At 46.0% G+C, this 26605-nt stretch carries 21 protein-coding genes and 1 pseudogene; 3 read left to right on the top strand and 19 right to left on the bottom strand.

The annotated features are described in order from the left end of the window. Positions 1–180 precede the first annotated feature (180 nt). The gene (locus tag HEQ50_RS06085; RefSeq protein WP_168899638.1) at positions 181–567 is read right to left on the bottom strand and encodes a MarR family winged helix-turn-helix transcriptional regulator; all 387 of its coding nucleotides are present in this window, start codon (positions 565–567) and stop codon (positions 181–183) included. Positions 568–800: 233 nt separating this feature from the next. Next, a complete protein-coding gene (locus HEQ50_RS06080) occupies positions 801–1571 on the bottom strand; it encodes a hypothetical protein (protein ID WP_168899637.1) in 771 nt (256 codons plus the stop codon). A 325-nt stretch (positions 1572–1896) separates the two neighbouring features. Here HEQ50_RS06080 and HEQ50_RS06075 point away from each other — a divergent pair, with 325 nt between their 5' ends. Next, complete coding sequence (locus tag HEQ50_RS06075) at positions 1897–2505, top strand: hypothetical protein (RefSeq protein ID WP_168899636.1); 609 nt, start codon at positions 1897–1899, stop codon at positions 2503–2505. Positions 2506–2574: 69 nt separating this feature from the next. On the opposite strand, the gene HEQ50_RS12960 is transcribed toward HEQ50_RS06075, so the two are convergent. The 4 genes and pseudogenes from HEQ50_RS12960 to HEQ50_RS06050 all read right to left on the bottom strand — a co-directional run bounded on the left by HEQ50_RS12960 (position 2575) and on the right by HEQ50_RS06050 (position 6578). Further along, a complete protein-coding gene (locus HEQ50_RS12960) occupies positions 2575–3960 on the bottom strand; it encodes a hypothetical protein (RefSeq protein ID WP_168899635.1) in 1386 nt (461 codons plus the stop codon). A 169-nt stretch (positions 3961–4129) separates the two neighbouring features. After that, on the bottom strand, positions 4130–4657 hold the full coding sequence (locus HEQ50_RS06065) for a hypothetical protein (protein WP_168899634.1): 528 nt from the start codon (positions 4655–4657) through the stop codon (positions 4130–4132). A 270-nt stretch (positions 4658–4927) separates the two neighbouring features. Then, a pseudogene (locus HEQ50_RS12790) lies at positions 4928–5428 on the bottom strand (DUF4411 family protein). A gap of 4 nt (positions 5429–5432) precedes the next feature. After that, positions 5433–6578: an ImmA/IrrE family metallo-endopeptidase gene (locus HEQ50_RS06050; RefSeq protein WP_232842696.1), complete on the bottom strand. Its 1146-nt coding sequence runs from the start codon at positions 6576–6578 to the stop codon at positions 5433–5435. Positions 6579–7047: 469 nt separating this feature from the next. On the opposite strand from HEQ50_RS06050, the gene HEQ50_RS06045 reads away from it, so the two are divergent. After that, complete coding sequence (locus HEQ50_RS06045) at positions 7048–8409, top strand: S-layer protein (RefSeq protein WP_168899630.1); 1362 nt, start codon at positions 7048–7050, stop codon at positions 8407–8409. 159 nt (positions 8410–8568) lie between these two features. On the opposite strand, the gene HEQ50_RS06040 is transcribed toward HEQ50_RS06045, so the two are convergent. The 6 genes from HEQ50_RS06040 to HEQ50_RS06015 form a co-directional block, all read right to left on the bottom strand. Then, entirely contained in the window at positions 8569–9153 is a 585-nt protein-coding gene (locus tag HEQ50_RS06040) for a hypothetical protein (protein WP_168899629.1), read from the bottom strand. Next, complete coding sequence (locus HEQ50_RS06035) at positions 9146–10417, bottom strand: AAA family ATPase (protein WP_370520130.1); 1272 nt, start codon at positions 10415–10417, stop codon at positions 9146–9148. The genes HEQ50_RS06040 and HEQ50_RS06035 overlap by 8 nt, the downstream gene beginning before the upstream one ends. 372 nt (positions 10418–10789) lie before the next feature. After that, entirely contained in the window at positions 10790–11875 is a 1086-nt protein-coding gene (locus HEQ50_RS06030; protein WP_168899627.1) for a glycoside hydrolase family 172 protein, read from the bottom strand. Between the two features lie 27 nt (positions 11876–11902). Beyond that, entirely contained in the window at positions 11903–13114 is a 1212-nt protein-coding gene (locus HEQ50_RS06025; RefSeq protein WP_168899626.1) for an MFS transporter, read from the bottom strand. 18 nt (positions 13115–13132) lie between these two features. Further along, positions 13133–14926 carry an L-fucose isomerase gene (locus HEQ50_RS06020; protein WP_168899625.1) on the bottom strand — a complete coding sequence of 598 codons (1794 nt, stop codon included), beginning with the start codon at positions 14924–14926 and terminating at the stop codon, positions 13133–13135. 66 nt (positions 14927–14992) lie between these two features. Further along, positions 14993–16003, bottom strand: a complete 1011-nt coding sequence (locus tag HEQ50_RS06015) for a LacI family DNA-binding transcriptional regulator (protein ID WP_168899624.1) — start codon at positions 16001–16003, stop codon at positions 14993–14995. Positions 16004–16391: 388 nt separating this feature from the next. Between HEQ50_RS06015 and HEQ50_RS06010 the strand changes: the two genes are divergently transcribed. Next, positions 16392–17708: a tyrosine-protein phosphatase gene (locus HEQ50_RS06010; RefSeq protein WP_168899623.1), complete on the top strand. Its 1317-nt coding sequence runs from the start codon at positions 16392–16394 to the stop codon at positions 17706–17708. 176 nt (positions 17709–17884) lie between these two features. Here the strand turns inward: HEQ50_RS06010 and HEQ50_RS06005 are convergent, their stop codons facing one another. The 7 genes from HEQ50_RS06005 to HEQ50_RS05975 all read right to left on the bottom strand — a co-directional run bounded on the left by HEQ50_RS06005 (position 17885) and on the right by HEQ50_RS05975 (position 26363). Then, complete coding sequence (locus tag HEQ50_RS06005) at positions 17885–18322, bottom strand: hypothetical protein (protein WP_168899622.1); 438 nt, start codon at positions 18320–18322, stop codon at positions 17885–17887. Beyond that, positions 18315–18872: a toxin-antitoxin system HicB family antitoxin gene (locus tag HEQ50_RS06000; protein ID WP_168899621.1), complete on the bottom strand. Its 558-nt coding sequence runs from the start codon at positions 18870–18872 to the stop codon at positions 18315–18317. The genes HEQ50_RS06005 and HEQ50_RS06000 overlap by 8 nt, the downstream gene beginning before the upstream one ends. A gap of 2 nt (positions 18873–18874) precedes the next feature. Continuing rightward, positions 18875–19150 carry a type II toxin-antitoxin system HicA family toxin gene (locus HEQ50_RS05995; RefSeq protein WP_168899620.1) on the bottom strand — a complete coding sequence of 92 codons (276 nt, stop codon included), beginning with the start codon at positions 19148–19150 and terminating at the stop codon, positions 18875–18877. Positions 19151–19508: 358 nt separating this feature from the next. Beyond that, entirely contained in the window at positions 19509–20951 is a 1443-nt protein-coding gene (locus HEQ50_RS05990; RefSeq protein WP_168899619.1) for an S-layer protein, read from the bottom strand. 352 nt (positions 20952–21303) lie between these two features. Beyond that, positions 21304–21915 (bottom strand): HEPN domain-containing protein, encoded by a 612-nt coding sequence (locus HEQ50_RS05985; RefSeq protein ID WP_168899618.1) that lies wholly within the window; start codon positions 21913–21915, stop codon positions 21304–21306. Beyond that, positions 21912–22940 (bottom strand): ParA family protein, encoded by a 1029-nt coding sequence (locus HEQ50_RS05980; RefSeq protein ID WP_168899617.1) that lies wholly within the window; start codon positions 22938–22940, stop codon positions 21912–21914. The genes HEQ50_RS05985 and HEQ50_RS05980 overlap by 4 nt, the downstream gene beginning before the upstream one ends. A 327-nt stretch (positions 22941–23267) precedes the next feature. Next, positions 23268–26363: a YfhO family protein gene (locus HEQ50_RS05975; RefSeq protein ID WP_168899616.1), complete on the bottom strand. Its 3096-nt coding sequence runs from the start codon at positions 26361–26363 to the stop codon at positions 23268–23270. Positions 26364–26605: the final 242 nt, after the last annotated feature.

Below are 26605 nucleotides of genomic sequence, written 5' to 3'. Positions count from 1 at the left end.
GCGTCCAGGCTTTTTTTTGCGCTTTAGTCAACCGCTGGTGCGTCGCAAAAGGGCTAGCGGGTTCAAACGCCGGTTAGCCACCCACTAGCACCCAACACGTCGTCTTTCGATTGCCCACTAGCCCCGCTGTGCGCAACAAAAGAAGATGCAAGTCGTCTTGCATCTTCTTTTGTTAACGCATTAATGATCATTCACAACCTCGGTCAGTTGCTTAATCAGCTCTGGCAGCTCTTGGTTGAGCACGTCACTGACGTGTTCTTCAATGCGCCGCCCACGCGTCGTAATCTCAAAGACGTGGTAACGCCGGTCTGTGGCCAACGTTTCATCATCGATATACCCGTTATTTAATAACCGGCTAATCTGAATTGAAATCATTGATTGACCTACGTTGAGGCGCCGTGCCAATTCACTGGTGCTGACCTTCTCCATTGCGAGTTCGTGTAGAATCCGATATTGTTCGAACGTAATTGCATCCCCGCTGCTTGGTCGCTTAATAAAGGGACGGAGCAATGAATTCAACTGGTGAATTCGTTGAACATCCACGGCTAACTTATTGGCTTCCATCATGTTACTCTTCCTCCTCGTGACTACCGACAGTCTGTTATCGTCGGTGCGTCTTTAACATAGTCATCGCGTAGTGATAACTTAGTAGCTTAAACCATAAGCCCTAAAAGTTACCTCCCCTAAACATCCTACCACAGATAACAGACTACATTATAAACAAATCACATCTTGGCTAAATTCGCTATTAATTTCTTAATATGGAGGCTTTAAAACGCTGAACAATCGCATATTTTGAACTAGTAGTTTTCATCTTCAAAGTCGAAGATCGCGCGGTTCCCACGAAAAACGTTGAGAATCCCCATCCGAATATGCTGCGTGCTCAACGGATGGTTACACAGCACTAAGAAGGCGGACACTAAAGCCACGGTCCGTTGCAGGCGTGACTCCAAGCCATCGAATTCACTATAGCCAAAGTCGCAGGCATCGTCAGGCGCAAAGTGCCGGCGCGCTTCCTGGTGCTCTTGGATCAAGTAGCGCTTGATCTGGTGGGCCTCACCCATCTTCTTACGAAGCCGCGTTGCCCGATCTCGAAATATCATCTCCATCCCGTTCTCTAATTGTACACGAACCTTTTTCTCCGAGGCCGCATTTACCCGTTGGATGGCTTGTACGCCAACCCAGCTGCTCTGATTCCTCCGCATCGGTTGTTCGGTAACTAAGAGCTGAAGATTACCACTAACGACTGGTGTGGGTCCACTCAGATGCAGAATAGCCACGTTTGTCTTGTGATCATGCCACGTCTTGTCCGTGGAAGCAATTGCCAAATTAACGAGTTCTCGAGGGGCTAAGGGCGTCCGCATAAAGCCATCACGCATGGTCAGGACGATGGTGTCGCCTGGACGGTTGTTCTTAATAAATAACAGCGACTGCCAGTCAACTTCAACTTCTCCTCGCGGAACATAGCGGGTGACATCCTCTACTTTTAAATGCGTAAAATCAATGACACCCGTACTCTCAATCTTTGAGCGGACTGCTGGCGTGAGTCCCCTAGTCAACAAATTAACCATTTACTAATCCCTTTCTCAAGAAAATTAAGGTCTATGACAACTGACCACGTCTCTCCTGTGGCCCAAGTCTAGATTCCCACAAAATCCGAATTATAGCAAGAAATAAACATTGAATTTTGAAAATAATTTATCAGACAAAATATAAACAGCTAACCGTCATTAAAGGTTTTCGGGCACCATGATTTCGTGGGTGGTATACGAATTATAATTTGAATTATACGGATTAAATTCGCCTTTTCTCATTATTTTTACGATGGATTTTCATGAAGCTATCACGGCTTTATCAGATGGGCTTGCTATAATCTAGCTAAAGATGAGGTGAGGTATGATGACGATGCACCGGCAGCCGTTGCGCGCTGTGCTGTACAAGGCTCGGTTGATCTTGGCCGATGGGGCCAGTTACGAGGAGGTTCTCAAGAATCTTGATATTCCCGCTTGGTACTTACACGAATTGGAACAAGGCCACATCCGGCACCCCAATCCGGATTTACTGGCGCTGATCTTCCAAAGTTATGGCCTTAATTATCAGCAGGTGGCCGCCTTGCAGCGCTCCGAAGACCTCACAACGGCGTTATTTGAACTAACTATCTCCGATAACCTGCGTTTGGCCGCGAATCATCACCAGGCCATGGATTGGCCGGACAGTGCGGCCTTCGCCGCGAAACACGGCATCATCCAACCGGAACCGGCCATGCTAAACAGCTACGCCGATATTTTACGATGCTTACGACTACGCAACAACGACGCCATTCACACGGCCAGCCTGCGCTATGACGTCTCACCGATGGTTTATTGGCAAATGGAGGCCGCCCAGATCCCGGTAACCGCCCAAATCTTGGCGTTGTTGGCGGAACAGCTACGGGTGGAAAGCCTCCAACCGTTGTTGGCCGCTACCGATCTACCGGCGGCGGTGGATCGGCAGTTGCGTGAGTAATTTAATTTTCAGATATAAAAAGGACCGTCCAGATGGGCGGCCCTTCGTGCTCAATGTTGAGGCAATGATTTACTTGGTTGCCGTCGAATTGGCAAAGTAAGTCGTCGTTGTGGCAGTTGCCGTGGTTCCTGCAGGTGAAGTCCCTTCACTTTCGGTCCCCACGTAGAAGGCCTTGGTCGTTGAGCCGTAAGTTCCGCTCAACGTGCTTGACAACTTGTAGGTGGTAAAGTATTGCGTGGTGCTGGTTCCCTTCGTGTAGTTAGGCGTGTACAGCGTCCCTAAGTTAGCCGCATTCAGGTAGGCGGTCACATCGCTAGCGGCGAAGGTCTGTCCTTCAACACCGGAGAAGTCTGCGGCTGCGGGGAAGACAACCGTATCATTAGCTGCCGTCTTGCCAGCCGTATAAGCGGTTAAGGGCGTTGCTGCTTGGGAAAGGTCGCCGTTACCAGTCGTTGCGTAAAAGTTAATCTTAGTCGACTTGGTGGCATTCTGTGCGACACTCAAAGTAATCGTGTCCCCGGTCTTCGCGTTAGCCAACGCCGTCAAATTAACGGAATCGGAACGGGAATATTTGTAACCAGTCCCTGCGAGAACGGCCTTGCCCCAGTCGTTCGTGGCTTGGGAAGTGGCACTCGTCCCAACAGCCGTACCAGCAGCCGTTGATAACTTACCAGCGGCATCCTTTAGCCCAGTTAACGTCGCCGTCGCTACGGTCTTACCAGCAGAGGTGTTGAAATCGACCTTCACATCCGTTGCGTTGTTGAACGCCGCGTTGCTTGGCTTGGTTGCTGTCACAGCCTTCGAATAGATCCACCCGTTAACGGCTGGGTTAGTGGCATCCGTCACGTAGTAGTACAGGGAACCTTCACGGGTCTTCTTGGCTGCAGAGGTGATGGTCAGGGCATCGTTGGCATAGGCTGTCGTGTCCTTAACTGACTTGCTGGCCTTGTATTGCGTGTACTTCGGCGCATCCCACGTCACGTTAGACTTGCCTGGCTTGGCGAAGTAAACGGTCGTGTTGGCTGGCTTAGCCACGGACTTCATGGTTGAAGCCTTCTTGAGGCCCCCGGCAAAGGTGCCGGACTTCTTACCGCCGTAAACGTATCCGCGGTATTGGCCATCCATGGAAACGACCTTGTAGTAAACGGAGCCCTTGTTCGTTACCTTTTGGTAGTAAGCCCGGAAATAGTCGGCGGACTTCTTGGATGACGCCAACTTCTTCATGGTTGTCTTAGAAGCCACGACTTTGGCCCCCTTGACCGTTCCTGGCTTAGAGTACAGGGCGTTGGTGCCGTTAGGCTGAACGTTACGCTTGGTGCCATCGGTGGTCAGTGTTTTACTGGAAACAACCTTGGCCTTGCTGGCAGCTTGAGCAGTGGTCGCAACCGTGGTAACGGCGCCCAGACTCAAGACAGCTAAACCAAGATACAATGATTTCGCTAAACTTGATTGCATAATGTATGATCTCCTCTAATAGTTGCAGTGATATGTTAACGTTTTCTAGTATACCAAACTATTTAGAGGATTACCGATAATTCGGTTAAAATTGGTCCCCTGTTTACGAAACGGGGAGCCGCTGCCATGTCGCGCAGTGGCCCCCCATTTTAATCTATTATCGACTGAACTAGCCGGTAACATCCACGAAATGCCCCAATTTCTCTAGGAGGCCCTCCGCGTCTACTTCGGCTTGCCGGCACCGTTCCTGCATAATTGCTTGGTGCGTCAAGATTAGCCGGCTGAGTGTCATTGGCGACAGTAACCAGCGTAATTTAAGCTCTTGTTCATAGGGCTGCAAAGCCATATTGGCCTCAATATCCATCAGTAGGCTCTCGTCCATCCCCAGAATGATGGCCGTCTCGGCTTGAGACAAGCCTAACTTTTGTCGTGCCACGCGGATTTCTTCCGGTTGCAAGAAATTATACTTTCGCCGGTAAATCGCAAAGTCCGTTCGAAAGTTATAGTCCGGATCGTCAACCGGCTCTAAATACTCCTCTTCGTCATCCACATCCGCAGTGGCGGGTACCCAGTAACGGTGCGTGTTCGCAATGGGTTCACTAAAAATCGTAATGCGTTCTTCAACCTCAATGACTTTAAATTCGACCGGTGCCCCCGTGATATCCGGATGGCTGACCTGCGCCACAACTTTAACCATGTCGCCAACTCCCCTTTCAAACCCCAACCATCGTCTGCTTACATAAATTCGCTAATATTCTGCAAACGTGGCCGCTTTTCAACGTCCCCATTACTATACCGGATTTTTAGGGCTGAGTCGTGGATGTTGGCTTACAAATAAAGTTATATGAAAGCATCGTGCTAGATACCGTTAACACAAGGTCCACTGCATAGAGTACGTAGCCATTTCGAGATATTTATTCCAAAATAAAAGTTCTTAGATCGTCTGATCCAAGAACTTTTTGACCGTTTAAAGTGAAAGGTTTAGCACATCTAGCAACTCATACAGTGTAATGGTTTGAACATCAAACTGATTGGCTACAGCATTGATTTTAGGTTCTCTTTTGGATAAGCTCCCAATCTCTGGCAGAGTTGCTCGGCCATTACCATCCATCGTGACAATCGTCTGCTGATTGACTTTGGCCGTGGCGATTAACCAAGGATCTGCTTTATCCGGATCTTGCCAAGTTGAGATTCCGGCTGGACTCCAACGTTCAGAATCCCCCAGCCAATCCATAATATCGCTGTAAACTGCCATGATTTCAGGGCTTGGTCCAATTTAACTTTGCTTAAACGTGTTCTGCGTCCAAGCAACCAGATTATCCGGATATAAGATCTCATGATAAACAAACGTTGTCATCTTAACGTGACCATTCTTCGCAAGAAAGGCCCAAACCGACTTGAAAACTTCAGGCCGATACCACTTTTTATGCGCATCTATTAATGAATTAGAGTCAATTAAATAGTCCATATAATCACGCCGTCCCTAACAGTTTGTCCACAGTCGCATCATAAGTCTTCAACGTCACTCCCAACATAGATGCTGCCGTAGCGATTGCCATGTTGCCACTAGATTCACGATTAATCACTGCGTTGGCAAACCGGCGATCGACACGTGAAAGGGCCGTATTGTAAAAATCACCACCCGATGATTTCTTTTTTTGTTTCAAGTAACGCTGCTGCTCATCTTGCGCCCAATCAACCAGCTTCTGATCGTAAATTCCGATCGATCGTAGCCGAATCGCCGTGGCAACCAGACTGGTATGAAACTTACGTGATACATGTTTTAAATTGTCTTCGGCTGAACGCGAATCCTTTATTTCTAATCGAAGCTTCTCCTCTGGCATGAGAATATTAACGGTTACTTGGTTAATCCACCGTTCACTCGCCACATCATCCTCCAGTGAAGCATTGAGGACTTCACTGCGACCAAGCAACGTGTGAACCAACTCATGAACCAAAGAAAAGATCTTGGCTTTCTTGCTATCTGCACCGTTAATAAAAATTAAAGGAATAACCTCATCAATGAGCACAAATGCCCGAAATTCATCAACATTTAACGATCGATGCGTATTGGTTCCAACAATCCCATTCTGCATCACCATAATCCCCAGCTTGCTAATTTTAGCTCGCAGATCATTAAAGAAATCATCATCGCCCAGGGATTGTGTAAATATGTCTGACAAGTTCAGCAATTTCGAAATATTCTGAGCCACCGCCCCTACACGCATGTCTTCGTTGATGCTTTGTGAGAGTTCAAACCGTGCTTGGCCATCTTGTCCTAACAAATATTCCTTCATCCAAGCTTGCCGTGATTCCATTGCATGGATGGTGTCAATCAATCGTCGACTTGGCTGCACCGCAACGTTATTAATCGTCCTGAACTTAACGAATGTATTCTTTTCCTCGGGAACTTCACTCTTAAAGAAGTAATTAAAGGGAATCCGGGTGTCCCGGCTAAAGTTTTGAACTTGTTTGAAGGTAGGGAAGTCATGGTCGGTCTTAGGGGCTTCCCACACATCCAAACGATACTTCCGCCGTAGTTCATCCTCGGACTTTTCTCCATTCGCAATTGCCCATTGAATCACCTTACGACTGACTGGGACTCTTAACGTCGTCATCACACTTCCTACCCCCTTTCGCTTAATCTTCCCCAAGTTTAGCATATTTTATCCAATTGAGCTGGGGAAATACTCCGCTTAATTAGACGCTCATCATAGATGGTATAAGGGGTATAATTTACGCCTAACGTACTCACCGACTATCACCTAGAACTTTTCACAACCACCTAAACGAGATTGAATCTGACATTTAGCTTAATCAAAACTAAACAGGTACACCTCTTTTTTACATTTAACGTTAAACAATCCATCCGTTTAACCAATCATGGAACCCAGCTGTCGCAGTCCTGTAACTTCTTTCTCTCTGTATGTTGGCTAACCCGAAATCCCCTCACAATAAGCTAGCCAACCCCGTGATAACCACATCCCCACAAACTCCCCCCGCTGGCTAAATATCGGCCAATCCTTTGCTATACTGACCCTTGTTAAGCGCGACTTAACCATTCGAAAAAGTAAGGGAGATACTGCTATGCAAACAAGCTTAAAGAAATCACTTTACGTTGGCTTGGCGGCCCTGAGTTTTGCTGGGATCGCTTCTGCCACTGCGACGACTGCTTCAGCCAAATCTTATGCGACCGCGGGCACCTATACGACTTTAAAGACGGCTGCCACGTCACGCAACGTTGAAGTCAATGGAACCAATGCCCTTTATTCCAAACCGGGAACGGTCAAAGGCGCCAAGGTGGTCGCCTCCAAGACAACCATGAAGAAGTTGGCTGCTTCCACAAAGTCTGCCAGTTACTTCCGTGCCTACGGTCAAAAGGTCACTAACCGTGGTTCGGTCTACTACAAGGTCGTTTCCATGGATGGCAAGTACCGCGGCTACATCTACGGCGGGAAGACGGCTGGGACCTTTGCCGGCGGCATCAAGTCAGCCAATACCACCACCGCAGCGACAACGCCAGCAACCAAGACTTATTACTTAAAGAACCCAGGAACCAGCAACACCTTATGGACCGCACCGAAATACACGCAATACAAGGCGACTAAGGTCATCAACAGCACCTCTGCGCTGGCCTCTGATTCCTTCACCGTGGATTCTGCGGTCACTAAGACCAAGGAAGGCTCCCTGTACTACCACGTGACCGATAACAACAATACTAAGATTTCCGGTTGGATCTACGCGGGCGCCTTACAAACCGGTGAAAACAGCACCATCACGAGCGCCAAGTCGATCACGGTTAATTACGTCGACAGCTCGACTGGCAAGAGCGTGAAGAGTGGCGTGTTAATCACCGCTTCTGATGCCAAATCCGGTTCGACCTTAGGGACCACGGACGCTGCCAGTGTAAATAGCGATATTGCTTCTTCAACCTACTTGCCTGCAGGGTATAGCTTAGCCAATTCATCCAACACCTACGTCTCAGACACCACGACTTGGGGCAGTAGCGTGACGGTTCCCGTTACGGCCAACGCCGACGCCGGGATCACCATTGCCAACTCGTACGCCTTGAACGCCACGACCGGCGCTTCCGATAAATTAACCACCACGGATGCCTTAGCTTCCGATGGCAGTACGTCTGTCTCGGCTGCCCAATCCAGCTTCACTTCGGATTACCAAGGTGTTAGCGGTACGGTCGCTTCTCAAAGTGGCCTGACCACGGCCTTAACGTCGGCTAAGTTGAACACGATCTACGTGCCCGTATACGAATCCGATGGGACCACGCAATCCACAAACTCAGCGGGTAATAAGCTCTACACGAAGTACACGTTGAATACGTCATCATTGCCGACCGGCATTACGTTCGGCAGTTCTTCATTAACCTTGAACTACAACGCAGCCGGAAGTTACGCCTTGACGGCCGGTACCAGCACCATGACCGCCGAATAAGCTTTACCGATAAAACAGCTTGATTGCTTAAACACCTTGAGACTGTATCCTGCCTACCAGATTTAAGGGAAGCTGTCGCATAAGCGGCTTCCAAACATAATGAATAAAGGCGAAAAACTAGAATTTAGTTTTTCGCCTTTTTGATGTCTGCTATGCTGTTTAAAACCTAAATTGACCGCTTGGGGACCATTCAGAACTCAACAAATGAGCTTTGACTTTGGTTAAATCGATGCGCTGATCGTTCTTACTGACCATCACCAGGAAATTTCGACCACGTAGACGAACTGGATATTTTCTCGAACGATCCAAGCTTGCCCGCCCCGTACGCCGAATGACAAGATTATAAACCGGCATCTGTGCGACCTGTCGGAGATCATCCTGATCCGAGACGACCATATCGAGAATGTGACGTAACCACTTCATGCCACCCGTAAATTGACGAGCAGTGTGCGTATTCCCCATACCCTTGGTGTCCTTGACCTCAATTTGAAAGATGGCTTGATCAATAATTGTACAGTCGTTGTCCATGCCATGACCTCGTTTGGTACCCACCAGATAACCGGCCTTCGCTTTAAAATCCTCAATTCGAAAGACCACGCCATGAGATCCACTCACCTTAAATAGCAAATCAAAGGCATACTTTTCCTCTTGAATCAGTTGCGTCACCATCTGGCCGTGATCTCCGGCAACGTAAACCTCGTCAACGATAAATTGATTGAACGCCGAGAAATAGGCATCATTCATCCGTCGAGCCTCCATCATCTTCTAATTGGTCCAGCAACTGATAATAGCGCTGGTTAATTTGATTCGTGGTGTGATCGAAGTTTTCAAATTCTTCGCGTTCGGTGATATCGCCTAGGTCTCTAACACCAGTAGCTGTGAATTCATAGACTGAGACCTGTTGCGTGCTACCTAGATGCTGTGGATCACTAATCTTTGACTGGAGAACTTGATTGACCAATTCTTTGACAAAGTAGTCACTATGCGTGGAAACCACTACCGGCGTTAACTTCATAGCCAAACCAAACAGAAGGTCAGCCACAAGCTTCTGTCGCTCCGGATGTAAATTCATTTCTGGTTCGTCCAGTAATAAATAGCCCATGCCCTGTTTTCTCAAAAATAAGTCAAGTCCAAATAACGACTTCAGTGATGAGGAGACCAAACTAAACTTAATGTTACGAGCTGCCTGATCATTCGCCAACTGATACTGAAGTTGATTATGATCTTCGTCATAGGAGAACTTACCAGGAATCAGTTCTGACAAAATCCTTTTTCCCAATTCAGAAACGTTTTGACCATAATCCTGTGTTAGCAATCCCAATGATCCATTCAAAAAGCGAATGTAAGCCTCGATAGGGTAAGGATACCGTTCCAGCGAGGTTGGCTGTTCTGCAGGATTTGATAAATTTTCGTTAATCAATTGTGAGTTTATTCGGGTTCGAAAGACGTTGATTCCAATTCTCTCCGCCGGTAAGTATACGCTCTGATACATATTACCGACTAAGAAGTTGGCAATGACACGATCAATGCGTTTAGCAACGGCATCTAGTGACATTGCAGTTGTCGAACTGGTTGTGTCATCCACGACTTCTTCCTTGTTGGACAGCTTGAGTATTCCCCTAGTCTGATCACGTTCCGCACGAAACCGGTAAAAACCGCCTTGTCCCTGAGCGAATTTGTCACGATCGGTATAACCCCAAAGCGTTCCCGCAATGGTCATATCTTCCGGAAAATCGCTAGCCGCTATTTCAATCTTAGTGACACCTGGCTGGTAGAGATCCTCATCTTTAAAGAACGACTGAAAGTAAGTTCCCTCCGTATTCAACGCATTGAATTCAGCAATAATCTTCTTAACCAGCTTTTGTCGATAAGCAACGGTTGGAATCTCAGCATCTCCCTGTGCAATCAGTTTATGTAAATCATCCAGCGTAAATAAATTCGGCTGAAAGCTAGTCTCCAACCAATTACGAAAAGCAAAGACCGCATAAGCCGCCAAAGTCTTGCCCATGCCGTTGTTTCCAATGAACACGGTTAATTTGTTAAGTGTGATTGTCGCGTCCTTAATTGGACCGAGATTCTGAATTCTCATGTGCTTTGCCCCTCACTCACCATGGTGATTGATTCAAAAGTTGAAACGTTTATTTGAGTTCAAGTATACCATTAATCCCCTATCAGTTCTGTAACGCTACTAGCAATCATAATCACTCAGCTCATATTAATTAGGATAGTCACCATTTCTTTCAGTTATGCTGTTTCAGCATAACATGGTAGTTACCGATTCCCTAGAACTATCGTTTTGAACTAAAACTTTTCACGACCCGCAACCAAACGAAAAAGTGGTACCGCTCACTGACAAGTACCACTCTTCACTGTTATTCAATTAATTCGGATAATTAAAGTAAGGTTCAGTCTCCGCATCTGTAGGTTCGATAACATCTGGTAACGGTAAACGTTGCTCAACCGGCAATAATGGTTGAAAAGCTTGATGCGGCTCGTCTTGATACCAGTAAGCCGTTGATGCGTAATCATCAGATCGATGATTGGCATGACCATGTTCAATCGTGACCTTAATTGACTGATCGAAAGTGATGGGATCTTGGATATGATAGTGATAGTACGTAACTTTACCACTCCAGTTAGGGCCACCGCCTAATATAATGCCGAAATATGGCGAGTTATACTCTTGCGTTGGGCACCATGAGGTATTGAAGTAGTCTTCCATCCCCGTTCCCTTCAAAGTTGGCGTCTTATCACCATCAACGAAGATCATATCATCGCCTTCACCATACCAATTCCATTTCTGCGTAAATCGTAGATTATGAATGTTCAGATTGGTCCCGATATATTGACCAGACCCCTTAGCATCTAAAATAACATAATTATCTTGTCCTGCTAGATTCTTACCGCCAAATTCAAACTCGGCATTGTTTTTTTCATTACCATTGGCAGCATCCTTCGTAAGTTCCCGATGCCACTGCGCGTGGAACCGCATCGGATTAGTTACTTCATCCAAGGCAACATAATCGATATAGAAGTAAAATTTCAAATCAGAAGTGGCTTGATCCTCCACTTCAATTCGGGCCTTCTTAAACGGCATCGGTAAATAACAATTCAACGCCTGACCATCTTCCGGTGCCATCTGGAATGGGGCCGAAACGAAGTTTTTCGTTATGCCATGTCCCATTCCAAAGAAATCGCCAATTGGTGCTTCAACACTTGGCTCTTCTTCATCATCCCAATACATTCGTAAAACAATTTTCCGATACAGATAAGCTTCATCTCCACTTAAACCAACCATTGTCATCCAAATATGGTTAATCTTACCCGGCTCTTGGTGATCGAAGACGGTTAGTGTCTTCCCTGCTTCCAATGTGAAATAATCCTTATTTCCACCACTCCGGTCATAGCTTGATTCCCGAAGACGTTTACCTGGTTGCTTTTGATCAATATTTGCTAATTCTGTCATAATTTAATATCCTCCTTTAAGCGTACGTCAAACCGCTAAATCTGCATCGTCACTTCGTTGATGGTAGAAGAAATAAAAGACGCCAAAGCCGATTGCGACTGCCATTAGGACAAACGCGCCAACTGTAATCGGTGCCCGGAATGATTGCGTCCCAAAGATCGCGGCCACCATGCCTAAGAAGTAGTGGGGTAAATAGTTTCCAGTACTCTGGAACACATTTTGAATGGCCGAAACAATCGCAGCATTTTCGTTATTCGCACATGCCGCCGTCTTCATGTAGAACGACGATTGCATGGTTCCAATACCGAGTCCTGTTACCACGGCGCTAGCATACAGCATCGGGAGGGTATGTGACATCGAGATCATCAGCGTCCCAATACCGAGAATTCCGGTACAAACTGTAATTGTGTAATCCTTAAAGAACTTATTGATAAACCCAAAGGATAAGGCGGCAAACATCGCCACAAAGGTCGCAGTAGAAAGGACTTGAGCTGTCGTCTGGGCATTCCCAAGGTGTTCTGTAATGATGACACTTGACAGATTTACTTGATAAACGGTCTGCATGATGGCACAAATCAACAGGAACAAGACAAATACGTAGAGTCGTTTGGGTACCGTTCGAATAGACTTGCCCAATGATTGCTGTTCTGATAATGGCTTAACTTTAGGCTCTGGTAAGAAGAGCAGAAGTAACCCAAAACTCAGTAACAAGACGAAGTAAGCCGACCAACTGATTTTGATTGAAACTCCTACAAGAATTCCAACCAGCATTTGCAAGCTAATGATCGACAAATTTTTGACAACTTCCCCGATACCAAACATAAACGCTCGCTTCTCACCAGCAAATAAATCAATAATTAGAGCATTCCCCAGTGGGAATAGAAGCCCCAATCCAAATCCTAAGACAACTCGAGCCACAATCACCGTGGAGAAAGTCGTCAAAAACATTGGTGCAATCCCACCCAGAATGATCAACGTAAAGGAAATACTCAATGTTTGGCGATACTTCCAACGCCGACCAGTCAGAATCCCGGAAATAATGGCTGCGGGAATCGAAGCTAAGTTGGGAATCGTGATTAATGAAGCAATTTGTTCGTGTGTTACACCCGGATAGACCGCCGTCAGGTTCTGCAAGGCTGGATCCATCACGTTGGCCCCTACACAAGCAAAGTAGATCTGGAAAACCCCAATGGCCGTCAGGATCATCTTCGTTCTACCGCTAAATCGATTCGTAAGCATAAGTTAATCCTCCCGTGGCTAGTGACCCAGCTTGCTGTATAGAGCGCCAAATGCCTGGCAAGCTAACACATCAGCCGATTCTCGATTGTTCGTTCCAAAATTATTCCAAGCACTCGGCCGGAAAAGCTGTTGATCTGTCAAATTATGCATAATCACTGGAATTCTCAGCATAGCCGCTAACGTAATCAGTTCTTCACCAATATGGCCATACGAGATTGCCCCATGATTCGACCCCCAGTTATTCATGGTGTCATAGACACTTGTGAAGGCCCCATGTCCCGTCAAACGTGGTGCAAACCAGGTTGTCGGCCAATTAGGATCGGTACGGTTATCTAACTGTTGCGTCACGTCATCTGGAAGAGCCACCGTGTATCCTTCCATGAATTGCAGGGTTGGTCCTACTCCTGCAACCAAATTCAACCGCGTCATTGTCACTGGCATTTTAGCTTCTGTCACAAACCGAGAAGAAAAACCACCACCGCGGAAATATTCCGTATCCCCTGGGCACCATTCCGTCGCTTCTAATAAAGCGCTTTCATCTTCATCCGTTAACCGCCAAGGCTCCTTGACAATCGCCTGACCCTCTTCAATTTCACGTCCGCTGTAATCAATTGCTGCGGCACCAGAATTCTTCAAATGAATGATTCCGTCCTTAGCTAAGCCGGTCAGTTCATATCCGGTTGCTTGTTTGACACTTGCTGGACTCCAATACGTTCGTACATCCGCAAAGAGCTGCGCTTTATTACTAAGTAAGTGGTTAAACATCATTGAAACAGCATTCAGACTATCATTTTCGGTAGCTACCAGATAAGGTTCCCGTGGGCCATTCCAATCAAAACTACTGTTGAGCCACGCTTCCATAAAATCACCGTTCGGGAAATGGTCAGTCCATTGTCGCTGCCCCTGAAAACCTGCGATCAGTGCGTTATGCCCATTAGATTCCTCGATATGGTTTTGCTTTGCCAATTCAGGGTTGCCAACCATCAAGTCCTTAGCAATCAAGCTCATCTTAATAACAAATTCCCAGTCGGCAGCTTGTTGCTCCGGCGTTCGCTTGTGAGCATCATCGTTCTTATCAAATCCAGTTGGACAGTTTTGTTTAACCCATTTAAAGGCCTTATCATACTCGGTATGATCATAGATGCCCTCATCAATCCGCCGAATAAATTCACTCATATCAATGGATTCTAGCCGCATGCCTAAGTAGTCGGTCAAGAACTTCGTGTTTACATCGGACCCCCCAATCCCCATGGCGATGCTTCCCATTTGTAGGTAAGATTTGTCCTTCATCAAGGCCACTGCCAGACCAGCTTTAGTGAACAGCTTAAGTTTACGTTGAACGTCTTCAGGAATTGTGTTGTCATCAAGCTCCTGAACGTTTTGACCATAAATAGGGAAAACATTGATGCCCAATTGATCATGAGCCGCTTTCGCTGCAGCTAAGTAGACAGCACCGGGCCGTTCACTCCCATTGAATCCCCAAATGGCTTTGGGCCGACCAGGCGTCATGTCAATCGTCTCATAGCCGTAATCCCAACACGGTGTAACACTGATGGATAAACCAACATTTTGAGTTTTAAACTTATCCTCACATTGAGCAGCTTCAGCAACTCCCCCAATTGTCGTATCGGCAATGATGCACTGCACCGGTTGACCGTTAGGATATCTCAAATTACTCTCCAAGAAATTTTTAACTGTGGTCGCCATTGCCATTGTCTTCTCTTCCAGTGATTCGCGAATACCGAACCGGCGACCATCAATGATGGGACGAATTCCAATCTTCGGTAACTGACCAACTAATTTATCATACATTGTGTCATTCACTCCTTTTGATATTTTTAAAAATGAAACGTTTCATTTATGTGTCAAAAAAATTTTTTAATTTTTTTTGACGGACTCACCAATCACTAATGAAGCTTGTAATTTGACCAACTTGGGCTGAGTCGCACCTTGACCTCGTAACCGTTGTAACAGACATTGCGCAACGGCATCACTAATCTCCTTGAGCGGTTGTTCAACAATCGTCAAGCTAGGGCTAAATAATGTGGAAAACAGAAGATTGTCGAAACCGACGATCGAGACGTCTTCTGGAAACGATAGTTTTAATTCCTTAAGTGCCCTGATTACGCCTAACGTGATATCAAAGTTAGTCGCAAATATGGCTGTCGGACGATCGGGTAAAGCTAGTAGTTGCTTCGTGGCTTCATAGCCATGCTCCAAGGAGTAGTCTCCAGTTCGTACGTAAGCAGGATTGACCGTAACCTGATGTTCTGTCATAGCTTGTATAAATCCGCGTTTACGGTCGGTCGATGTGCTCAGCGTATCCGGCCCTAAAATAATGCCAATTTTCTCGTGTCGTTGTTTCAGTAGATAATCTGTTACCTGGTGAGAAATTGCAAAACTATCAATAATGACGGTATCACACTTCAGGTGATCAATCGTTCTATCGACTAAAACAATCGGCATCTGCTTATTTGCCAGTAACTTTGCATAGTCGTCATTACTGGACCCTGGAATCACGATCATCCCATCCACCATCCGACTGGCTAAGAACTGAAACTTGCTAGGAATCAGATCCGGATCATTGTGGTAACCACAAACGATCAGGCTATAACCATAACGGTATAAGGTTCGCTCAATATGCTCAACCAAATTCGTACAGAAATAATCATCCAAAGCGGGCGTCAAAATCCCAATTGTCTTAGATTTTTTTGTCTTCAAGCTCCGCGCCATCGTATTAACATGGTAATCCAATTGGCGAATTGCTTCGTCTAAAATTTCTTGATTAGCAGACTTAACACTTCCTCCATTTATGTACTTCGAGACCGTCCCAATTGATAGGTGCGTGTACTCCGCGATATCTTTTAAAGTCGAATTCTTCATTGTCATCTGTATGCCTTTCAAAAATAAAACGTTTCATTTTTATGATCTACCTGACCACGTCTTTACTATAACAGATATTTTTAAAAATGCAAGCGCTTTCTTTATTTTAATGAAATCACATAATTTGAACCCGTGTTGCCGGTGCTCAGCTTGGTCGATGCTGAAGAATCCTTCCCATTGGTACGGTGTCGTCAATCCTTAACGATGTCACGCCACCCCACGGCACATTATTAATATATCTATAGACATCGTCACTAATCATGTATTGCCTATAACTATTTTATACCGTATATCATATTTACCAACTTCATACAATAACCATACACTTTCGTAACATCCCCCTGCTATACTTCGTTCTCGTAATCAAGAAAAACAACTTAACAGGAGGATTCACATGAAACGTGCAACGATCGTCAAAACACTAAGCCTCGCCTGGGTGGCTCTTTCATTGGGTAACTTGGGAGCTTCCAGTGCCTTAGCAGCAACGACCGCAACCGCTGACACGGCCCCCATAACCCAAGTGGCCGCCGCACCAGCCAAACAACCCAAGCCGGGCTCACCAGAATATCCCCAATACATAGCCGACCAAATCGCGCAGTACGGGGATGTTAAAGACAAGCTAATTTCTCTTGAAGGCACCCAGAATACCCGCGACATCGAGGGTTACCAGACTGCCGATGGTAAATGGCAGATTCGCCAAAACCGGATTCTCCGTTCCGACAATCTCAGTAAATTGACCGACGCCGATGCCACTAAATTGGCTCAGGATCATCACGTCACATCCATCGTGGACTTCCGGACGCCGGGTCAACAAGCGAAGCAACCGGACAAAACTATCCCTGGGGCAACGCTCACCAGTATCTCTGTGTTGGGTTCCCTCGCCGATACGAACGGCAAGGGTGACGGTGAATTCTACAACTGGCAATTGGAATTCGGCTATTTCGCGGTAAAGGGCTATCATCAATTCTTAAATATGATGCTGACGAACCCGAACGCCACGCTCTACCACTGTAGCTCCGGTAAGGACCGGACCGGGATTGCGACCGTCCTGATCATGTCAATTCTGGGCATGGATCGGCAGACGATTATCAAGGATTATCTACAGTCCAACCAGACCGGCCGCTTCGTGGATCGCGCATGGCTGATGGAATACTATCGTGAAATCTTCGCACGCTACGGCTCCATGGAAAAGTACATCACGGAACTGCTGGAATTCTCTCCAGCCCAACAGGAACAACTGCGGGCAAAATACCTGGTCTCAACCGATGGTAAACAAACACCCTACCCGGGAGCCAGCACGTCCACGCCAACTTACCCCGCTGCGCCGGTAGCGCCAAGTGCCCCAGCACCAGAACCGGCTCAGCCTGAACAACCGGCAAAACCGAACAAGCCAACGAAACCCAATAAACCAAGCAAACCTAATAAGCCCCAAGCTTCTAAGCCTCACAAGAAGCCCAAAGCTAAGGTTGTTTCGATGAAGAAACTCCACACCAAATTCACTTACCGAGTGAAGGGAAACAAGAAGCTCTTCAAGGATGTTTACCTCAACAAGGTCTTACGTAAAGCCCCAAAGAAGTCGGTGAAAAAGTGGCAATTAGTCAAGCTCGCTAAGGTGAAGACTAAGAGCAAGATCACTTATCACTATCAGATTAAGGATCGCGCCGGACATAAAGCCTGGGTGATGAAGCAACATATGGTTAAGGTTAAATAGATCGTTTTGAGTGACGCTCTGTGGTTGGGAGCGTCACTTTTGACGTTGTACCAAAAATACCACGTTAGATTGCCTGCATGATGCGGCACACCTAACCTGGCATATAACTCAAAATATATTGGATTTAATCTTTAAAATGAGTTTTAACATTTAGACAGCGTTCAGAAAGTATTAGCTCACAATCTCTTTTTACTCTGAGAACTGTCCCACTGCAAATTGGGAATAATCGGATAATTATTCGCTTCAGTAGAAAGTTGCGTGCTCACTAATATAAATTTATTTGTTAAAGTCCCGCTAATTCTGTTAAGAAGCGCTTTAACATCCTCATCTGGTTCCACCATTTTAAACTTATCTTCGAACTTTTCATCAATTAAAAAGATTCCGGAAATTACCGTTGATATCTTATAACCATTTTCTTGATTTTTAATAGGAAGCGAGGCTCGAATATATATTTTATTTTCTTCCGTAATATCTTCAAGCTTATTAATCTTGATAGCATCGCTTTTATTAACATTCTTTTCTGGGACTTGCTCAGTATTCGAACCAGTTACTTCAAAGTTTAGACTTTCTAGTCTCACCTGAACAACGCCAATTTCATCACTCATATCAGACACTTGTTATCCCTCCCTGTAACAGTTTAGGTAACTGTGTTGTATCAACCGATTTGATATTCGAATCTTTGTCATCTTGCGCTTGTCCAACTCCAATACTGTATATATTATATATATTTGTTTGACTACTGAGTTTACGTGACGTCTTGAACAGTCCTTTGATTCTTGACTCTAAATAACTAGTAACTGATACCCGTTCGCTTCTGGATTCCAACAACTCATTGATATAAGCATTTAGACTAACGTCTTCTCGCTTCGCTTGAAAATCCAACTGGGCATGCAAGCTTTTCGACATACGTAAGGTAACTCTGCCCGAAAATTCTTGCTCTCTTTTAGGTTCTGGAATAGATTCATGTGCTTCAATATTCGCTAAAAACCAAGCGCTTTTGGCATCGTCAAGACTTTTTCTAAGCTCCTCTTCAGTATTTTCATAAATTTTAAAACCAGGTAAATCGGGAATCGATAGCTGGAAATACTTTTCTCCATCATCTTCAGTAATTGGAGTAATAACAAAAGAATAATCTAATCCCATATAATAATTTAGATCTTTCATTATTATTTATCCTCCTCTTGTGCTTCAATTTTATCGACAAATTCAAGTATTTGACTGACATTATATCTTTTCAGTGCTTGATGGGCGTGACGAGGTAAAATAATTGTATCACGTATCCCAGAATGCTTCACGGCATAATGTGAGCCACCACTATTATTAGTAAACACGCATCCATAATGTTCCAAAAATCTTTTTGCATCCGCGAAAGTCAAATCTTTAGGCACCGGAACGTTATTAAATCTTGCCGCTAGTTTTTCAAATGAACTGATTGTAATCACCTACGCACCGTATATAGTGTCATCTCACTGCTGTTGTAATCATACTATCAATCTGATAGAAAAATCAAGAATTAACTGTAAAACAAAAGAATATCCACCGATCCGACAACCTTTCCACTATTGTCTTAAAGGTATTTTCTACAACTCTCTAGCCACTACCAATTCTGATTATGCTCGCCCCAGCATAACATACTACCTTGCAAGCACCTAGCACTATCGTTTCACTCATAAATCTGTTGCATCGAGCAATGATTGTCCGTTGTAAAAATCCACCGGCTGCGGCTCACTGCATATCAAAAAGGCCCCAGACCATTCGATCCGGGACCTTCATACATTATGCAATCAATTATGTTAAATCTTAGTAGTTAGTCACACCGCTGTTAGTGGCATCAGGTAAAGCCGTTGCGACCGTTGCTTGTTGGTCAAAGACGGCAAGAATGGTATCACCGTATTTAGCATTACTATTCGCTCTTGCAGTCTTATCCGCACTGTACGTGTAGGTAATGTAGTAGCTTTCACCACTCTTAATCGTGGTCGACTTAGAACTATCAGCCGTATTAGCAAACGTCATATTAGACGTTGCCTTCAATAGCTTGGAGTAAAGTGGCTTGGTGAAGAAACTATCAGTGACCGTCTGAGTCTTCCCATTAGCTGTCGTCACAATGGCATCATTGCTGTTACCCGTCAATTCAGCCGCTTGGGCCGCCGTAATAGCTGGCTTGCCCTTAGAGAAATCGTTAGGGTTCAATTGATTCCCAGCTAATACACCATTGGCAGATGGTAAGTAGAACGCGATCGTAGACGTTGCTGCCTTGTAGACACTGATCGTCACGGTCCCACCGTAGACGGCCTTAGCAGCCTTGGTGGCTACAGCCGTATCAGATACCTTGTAACCAGCGGGTGTGTTCGTGGCATCGTTGATGAAGTCAGTAACTGTTTGACCAGCCATATTCTTATCAGTTAATTGAACTGGATTATTTTGCTTTGTGTTCTTCGTCGCCGTCACAAACGTAGAAGTGCCAACAGAGTTCCCATTTGAGCCCACGTAGTTGATGGTGACACTGTTGTCAGCCGTTGCCTTAGCATCAGAAGCCTTCAAAGCCAAACCACCCAGACTTTGGGTCGTGGCATCTGCCTTGTAGCCCTTGCCAGCGTAAATCCAGCCAGCAATGGAATTATCTTGATCATCAGTCACGTAGTAGTATAAGCTACCTTCACGCGTCTTCGTCTGGGCCTTAGATACCGTAAACGTATCCTTAGAACCTGCACCGTACAGGCTAACACTCTTGGCCTTGTATTGGGTGTTCTTAGGTGCCGTCCAGAGACCGTTCTTCTTAGCGTTAGCCAAGTGGTAACCGGTCGTCTTAGCTGGCATTGCGGCTGTTTGGGTCGTGTCAGCGGATTGAATCCCACGGGCAAACGTGGTCGTGCTCCGGCCACCGTAGATGTAACCACGGTACTTACCATTCATGGAAACAACTTTGTAGTAAACCAGGCCCTTGTTGGTCTTGGCTACCCGGTAAGCCCGGAAGTAATCAGCGGACTTCTTGGAGTTCGCCATCTTCTTCATCGTTGACTTGGAAGCCACGCGCTTAGCACCTTTGACAGTACCAGGCTTGCTGTATAAAGCATTCGTCCCCGTTGCTTCAACGTTGCGGGTTTCGCCGGCCGTCTTTAAAGCGACATCAGACGTCACCTTAACCTTGGAAGCGGCGCTAGCTGTGGTGTTAACCGTGGCAACGGCTCCTAAACTCAATACTGCTAACCCCAGATACAGTGAGTTCTTCAAACTACTTTGCATGTATTTTTCTCCTCCGATGGAACATATTTGTTGTGAAAGATTCACAACAGCCTCTAGTATACCAGGAAAGTACGAGAAAACAGCCCGGATTGGCGAGCTTTAGCAAAACTTTAGGTCCACCAAAATACAGCAGTTACCTCTCTCAGATATACCTAGAATCTGTAAAAATTATCTTAAATGTTACTTTCGATAGATTATCACTAAAAAGATAAGCTTTTATAAGAAAAATTGCTTGAAAGTATCCATTACATCATACTTCGTATAGTACTCAACTTACGAAGCAAACAGATTCACTTTCGGATCAGCCTTTTCCCCCAGATAATTACATATCATGATTTAATAACACAAATAATCATAGATCATTAAGTTCACGCGACAGCAATTCAAACGTACTAAAAACTATTTCCTGAACTACTTTTTGACAGTTAACAACATCAGCTTCAGATATTGAAGATCTTGCCAAAGATTCGTTTTGAAAATCCGCTTGATGGACAATCTGGTTTCGTCGAGATGCAATTAAATCAATAGCTACTTTTAAATCTATTGAAGAGTTACTGGAATTACAGATTGCAGTCCACTTATGCCTCTGTGGCCAAACAAAGGATAAACTATCAGCAATATTTCGAGAGTTCTGCATGGAATAGTTAGCAAGTTTATCGATAAACTTATCGACAAGGTCAGAGCTATTCTCCAAAGAACTAAATGAACTAAAACTAAACTGTGTACTAGAAATTCGGTCGGTTAGTTTATTTTGAGCAATTCGATAAGCGATACCATCAATAATCACATCATGAAAAAACTTATCCATTGCTGATACGATTTGAACCCATTGCCAGCGCAATAAATCTGAATAGTCAATTGATACCTTTTGATCTTTTAAGAACGCGACTATGGTTTTAGATTCCTGTAGGGTATTTATATTATCCTCGAATAAGCTTTTAGAGTTTGAAGTAAAATGTATCAAAGTTCTGCCAGCTCTTCCATCAAGTAATCTGATAACAATCCAAACGTGGCTTTAATTTTATCACGCTTCTCTGTCATCGAATTCAACGCAGCACCTGACTGTGCAATTTGATCATCCTTCAGATCGAACACTGGCACGGCATATTCATTTGAAAAGGTCATTAGAGCATCGAAGTTCCGGATTTCAGCCAATGTATACAGACTTTCCACGAGATGCTCAGGATAGTCATCTAAGAGCATCTTATTCTTCTTCAGAGCCGGAACAAGTGTTTGACAAATTGCTATCTTAATCTGTTTGATTAAGTCTGTATAAGCATTCGCCGGTTTCCCCTTCATGAGATTAAATCGTTGTATCAAGCTTCCGAGAAAGACATGCCGTGAGTCTGGTAATTTGTATGCCGCAGACTTGAAATTTTCATTGAAATCTGCAGCAACCTTATTCCATCTTGGTGTAACTTTCGCAAGAGTGTTAATTGCCATAACAGAGAATGGATCAGGATTAGTTGGGAGAATAAAGCCATCCGATGACATAAACAGAGTTTGATTAATAGCCCCCAGTCCGGGATTCATATCGATGATAACGATATCAATATTATATTTCTCGGAACAAGCTTGAATGAGATAATAAAAGGACCCCGGCAAATTTTGAAGTGTTGACAACTGCTGATTTTGAAGCAATGCAAAGCTCAGTTGGGTTTCCAACTCAGAAAGGTTCAAATGTCCTGGCAATAAAAACAAGTTACTATTCTTTGTCTGCACGCACTTTAGCCCTGTTATGGGATTAGGTCCTCCTGCAAACGCCGGTTGTACACCATCGTACAAATTATTCTTTTTGGTCTCTTCGTTTGTGTAATAATTTTCAAAATTATCCCCCAAGATTAATCCCGTTAAATTACACTGTGGATCTCCATCCACTAAAAGTACCCGCTTATTTCGGCTTGCTAAATTCCACCCAATATTGAATGCGCTAGTAGTTTTCGATACACCGCCTTTGTGATTGAACATAGCAATTACTTTTGATGTCATAACTTATCATCCTCCACTTGCGAATTCACCTGACAACCAACCATAATTTCACCCCCACAACGTGGGGAATACACTTCTATAGCCTGCTTACTTCTCATAGGCTACTGGATCACCTCTACAACATAGAGATAAATTTATAAATATATTATATAACGTAGTATATGATAAGTACAGAGTCTAGACAAAATTCTTGTTATTCTGAATTAATAACTACTTGAAACTATTCTCCAGGTACACTAAAAAGGCCCTCGAAGTCGCATCCAGCCTCTTCAAAAGGGCTTTATAGTTTTCATATAGATACACTTCAACCGCCATACCCAAGCATTCCTAATGCCGATGCGGAACCGGTCGCCAAATATAATGCCAAACTGACGCAACCAGTAAGATTAGCGCTCCCAATATCGTTAGCCCTAGTCCTGGTCGAAGTCCCGGCGTATGGTAGCTCAACTTGATTCGGTGATTACCAGCCTTGAGTCTGGCCCCAACAAAGCCTTCGTTCACCTTAATCGTCTGCGTCGCTTGACCATCAACCGTCAACTTCCAGCCCGGTGTATAGGGGATCGACGTCGTCAAAATACTGGCCTGCTTCGTCTGCAAGCTTCCCGTGACGTGGTTAGCCGTCACGCGCTGATGCTTCAGGCCATGGTTCTGCAGCGTCTTAATCCGCTGATCGTAATGCCGGTTAAACGGCATCGCAATCAATTTCGCCGACTTAAGCTTAATGTTCTTCGCCGTATGGAACGTGATCTTAACGGTCTTCCGTGCATGAGACGAATAACCCAGATTGATCAGCGCCTTGGTTCTCGGCTCGTAGTCCGACAGATTATCAATTCCCAATTGGGTAAAGTTCTTGGTCGACCCCTTCGTAGACGCCGTGATCCAATAGCTCCCCATGTCCGGGTTCAGTAAGGCCGCCCGCCAGTTGTCAACTTTCGTTAAAGTTGGCCGCGGTTGACCACTCAGGATCGCCGTACTGGCTTTCTCTTGAACCATTTCTTGGGCCGTTTGCCGCCGCGAACGAATGCCATCCAACTGCAGATACAATTCGGCCCCCTTCGTGCGTTGTGGCTGGTCAATCGTCAGTTCATAGGTGAGCTGCTTGCCCTGCGCATCACTACTCAATTGGTGCAATCCCGTTTGATTGGCCCGACGATCCTGCTTTAAAATCTGCCGGTTACGTCCCCACACGTAAGCCAGTGCCGAGCGGTTCTGACGCAGCTTTACGAGTGGTCCGTACTTCTCTACGTCGGCCCGACTAATCTTGCCATCCGCGTCCGTTTTCAGTTGCGGATTCGCGATGTTAGGGCCGTACGTCTGCGATTGCTTACCGTTCAAGATGGCCTTCTGCCCGGCCGCGGCTTGCGCTAACCGGTAGGGAATCGTCTTGTTGGGGCCATCAATCACCTTAGTAGTCTCTGCTTCAACATGGTACTTCAAGACGTGCTTGGGCGACTGATAATTGGCCTGGCGAACGGTCTTATTCCGCTTCACCACCGCCGCCTGTGTCAGACTGCGCTCGCGATCCACCGCGGATAACTGCCGCCACTGCCAATCCGTCAGCACGTGCGTCTGCGCATACACCAATGGAGCATTCAGCTTCGTCGTCAAGATCTGCGTGCCCGTGCCATTCGACAGCCCATAGACAGCCTTCTCGGGATAAACTCGCTTCTGGGCGTGATAGCCATAGGGCATTGCCGCGCCGTCAGCCAATTGGTCCTCGCGAGTAAAGATGTGCTTCACACCCAGTAAATGGTCCAGTGTGCTTCGATTGTCGCCCTGTCCTAGCGGCGAATTCATCGCATATTGAGCGTCCTGAAGTGCTTCGCTAAACCGCCCGACCGAACCGTTTTGCACGGAAAAGTAGGACATGATCCCCGGTAGTTGGTGCGCCATGGTCATATTATTCCCAACTGTCTGAAAAACGTTGTAGGACGGCGTGACATTGACTCGAGAAAAGGCTGATCCGGTGTGAATGCCCCGTTCGGCGCCATCAAAGTAGTCGGCCAGATAAGCCGTCGCATCACCCTGTCGTAATTGTTGATCGGCACGGCCACCGGCCTCAATGTTGTAGTACCCCCACGCATTGCCAATCAGATTCAATCCAACGACGACCCAAATCAACCGTAACAAGGTACGCGAGTGAACGGCAATGCCGGCAATCACGAGTAGCGTCATCACCAGTAAAAAACCGTAGACGACGAAGTTCCGTGGTGGATTGTTGAAGATTAGCCCGTTTCCCACGTAGACGACGAGCAATAATCCCAGGGCACTACCGCCCAACCACCACCCATCACGCGCCGTGAGTTGGGTCAGATGGTCATAAAAGATCATTGTCGCTAGGGCAAACGGCACCGCCGCCAGTAAGAGCCAGCGATTAGAGGGGGTGGAGAAGACGTTAAAGAACGCCGCCACCGCCGGGATCAAGAGCCCCAGGCCAATCGCCACCAGTGTTCCCGCTAAATAACGATAATTCCACCAATGCACCAACACGTAGACGCAACCCAGAAAGGTCAGACTACTGAGCCCCAGAATCACCCAGTAGTTCAGGCTATCGCCGGTCGTCAGGATTGAATTCCCCAACTTGAGGTAATAACTCAACGGATAAAGCTTGAGACCGTTGGCAAATAGGCCGCCCGTTCGTGTTGAATTCAACATCATCAGCGCTGACGGCACCAATAGAACACCCGAGAGTAGTAGCCCACCCATTGCGGCATAGAGGCTTCGTAAGATCACCTGTAGCGGTCGAATCTTCAGCGTACCCAGTCGCCGAACGTGGGCATAACGAATCACAATATAAATGAGGCTACCCAACCCCAATATGTAGGCAAAATAAAAGTTACTGAGAATCGTCAGCCCGGTCATCCCCCCCAGTAACGCCCAGCTTCGGCCCCGCAAGATCCAGTTAATTCCCACCAGTAAAAGGGGGAAGCTAATCATCGGAAGTAGGAAAAAGGGATGGTGATACCCAATCATCAGGGAATAACCGGTGAAGGCATAGGTTAAGGCCCCCATGAGCTGACTCCCCGGCCGGAAATGATACTCGTGCGCCAAGGCTAAAAAGGCCAGTCCACTCGCATAGAGCCGCGCCACGACCATGTAGCCAAAGCCGGCTTCGAGCCACTTGCCGGGCAGTAATGCCAGAATATAAGCAAACGGATCACCTAATACGTAATAGGCTAAGGTGGTCAGCTTGTCGGCCCCAATCCCCAGCGTCCACGACCACCCTACTAGGCCATTGAGCCCGTCTTGGTGTAGGAGTCGTTGGAACTCCTGCATGATGGGATAATGCTGGGCAATCCCATCCATGTCCCAGATAAAGGTCCGCCCAGCTAACCGTAAAATTCCAAAACTCATCGTCGCAAGTACCGCAAAGCAGAGTGAGTAAACCACCCACACGGGAATCCGGTGACTCTTGATCTTCATAAATAAATTCCTCCAAACCAGCGTTGTGTCTCGAAAAATGCAATAAGTTCAGTATAACAAAAAATACCGCCCAATTCGCCAAGCGAACGGAACGGTATTGTAGTTGTAATCTTTATTCTCATCAAAAACAGTTGACAAAAGATATAATCGAGTAGGAGGTAGCCGATTAGTTCGGCTACCGACCTCTCACACCACCGTACGTACGGTTCCGTATACGGCGGTTCAGTAACTTAAGCATTTTG

This window comes from Lactobacillus sp. HBUAS51381 (genome assembly GCF_012641095.1).
Classification (GTDB): domain Bacteria; phylum Bacillota; class Bacilli; order Lactobacillales; family Lactobacillaceae; genus Levilactobacillus.
The sequence above is the reverse complement of the archived record's forward strand: the minus strand, read 5'-3'. Positions and strand labels throughout refer to the sequence as shown.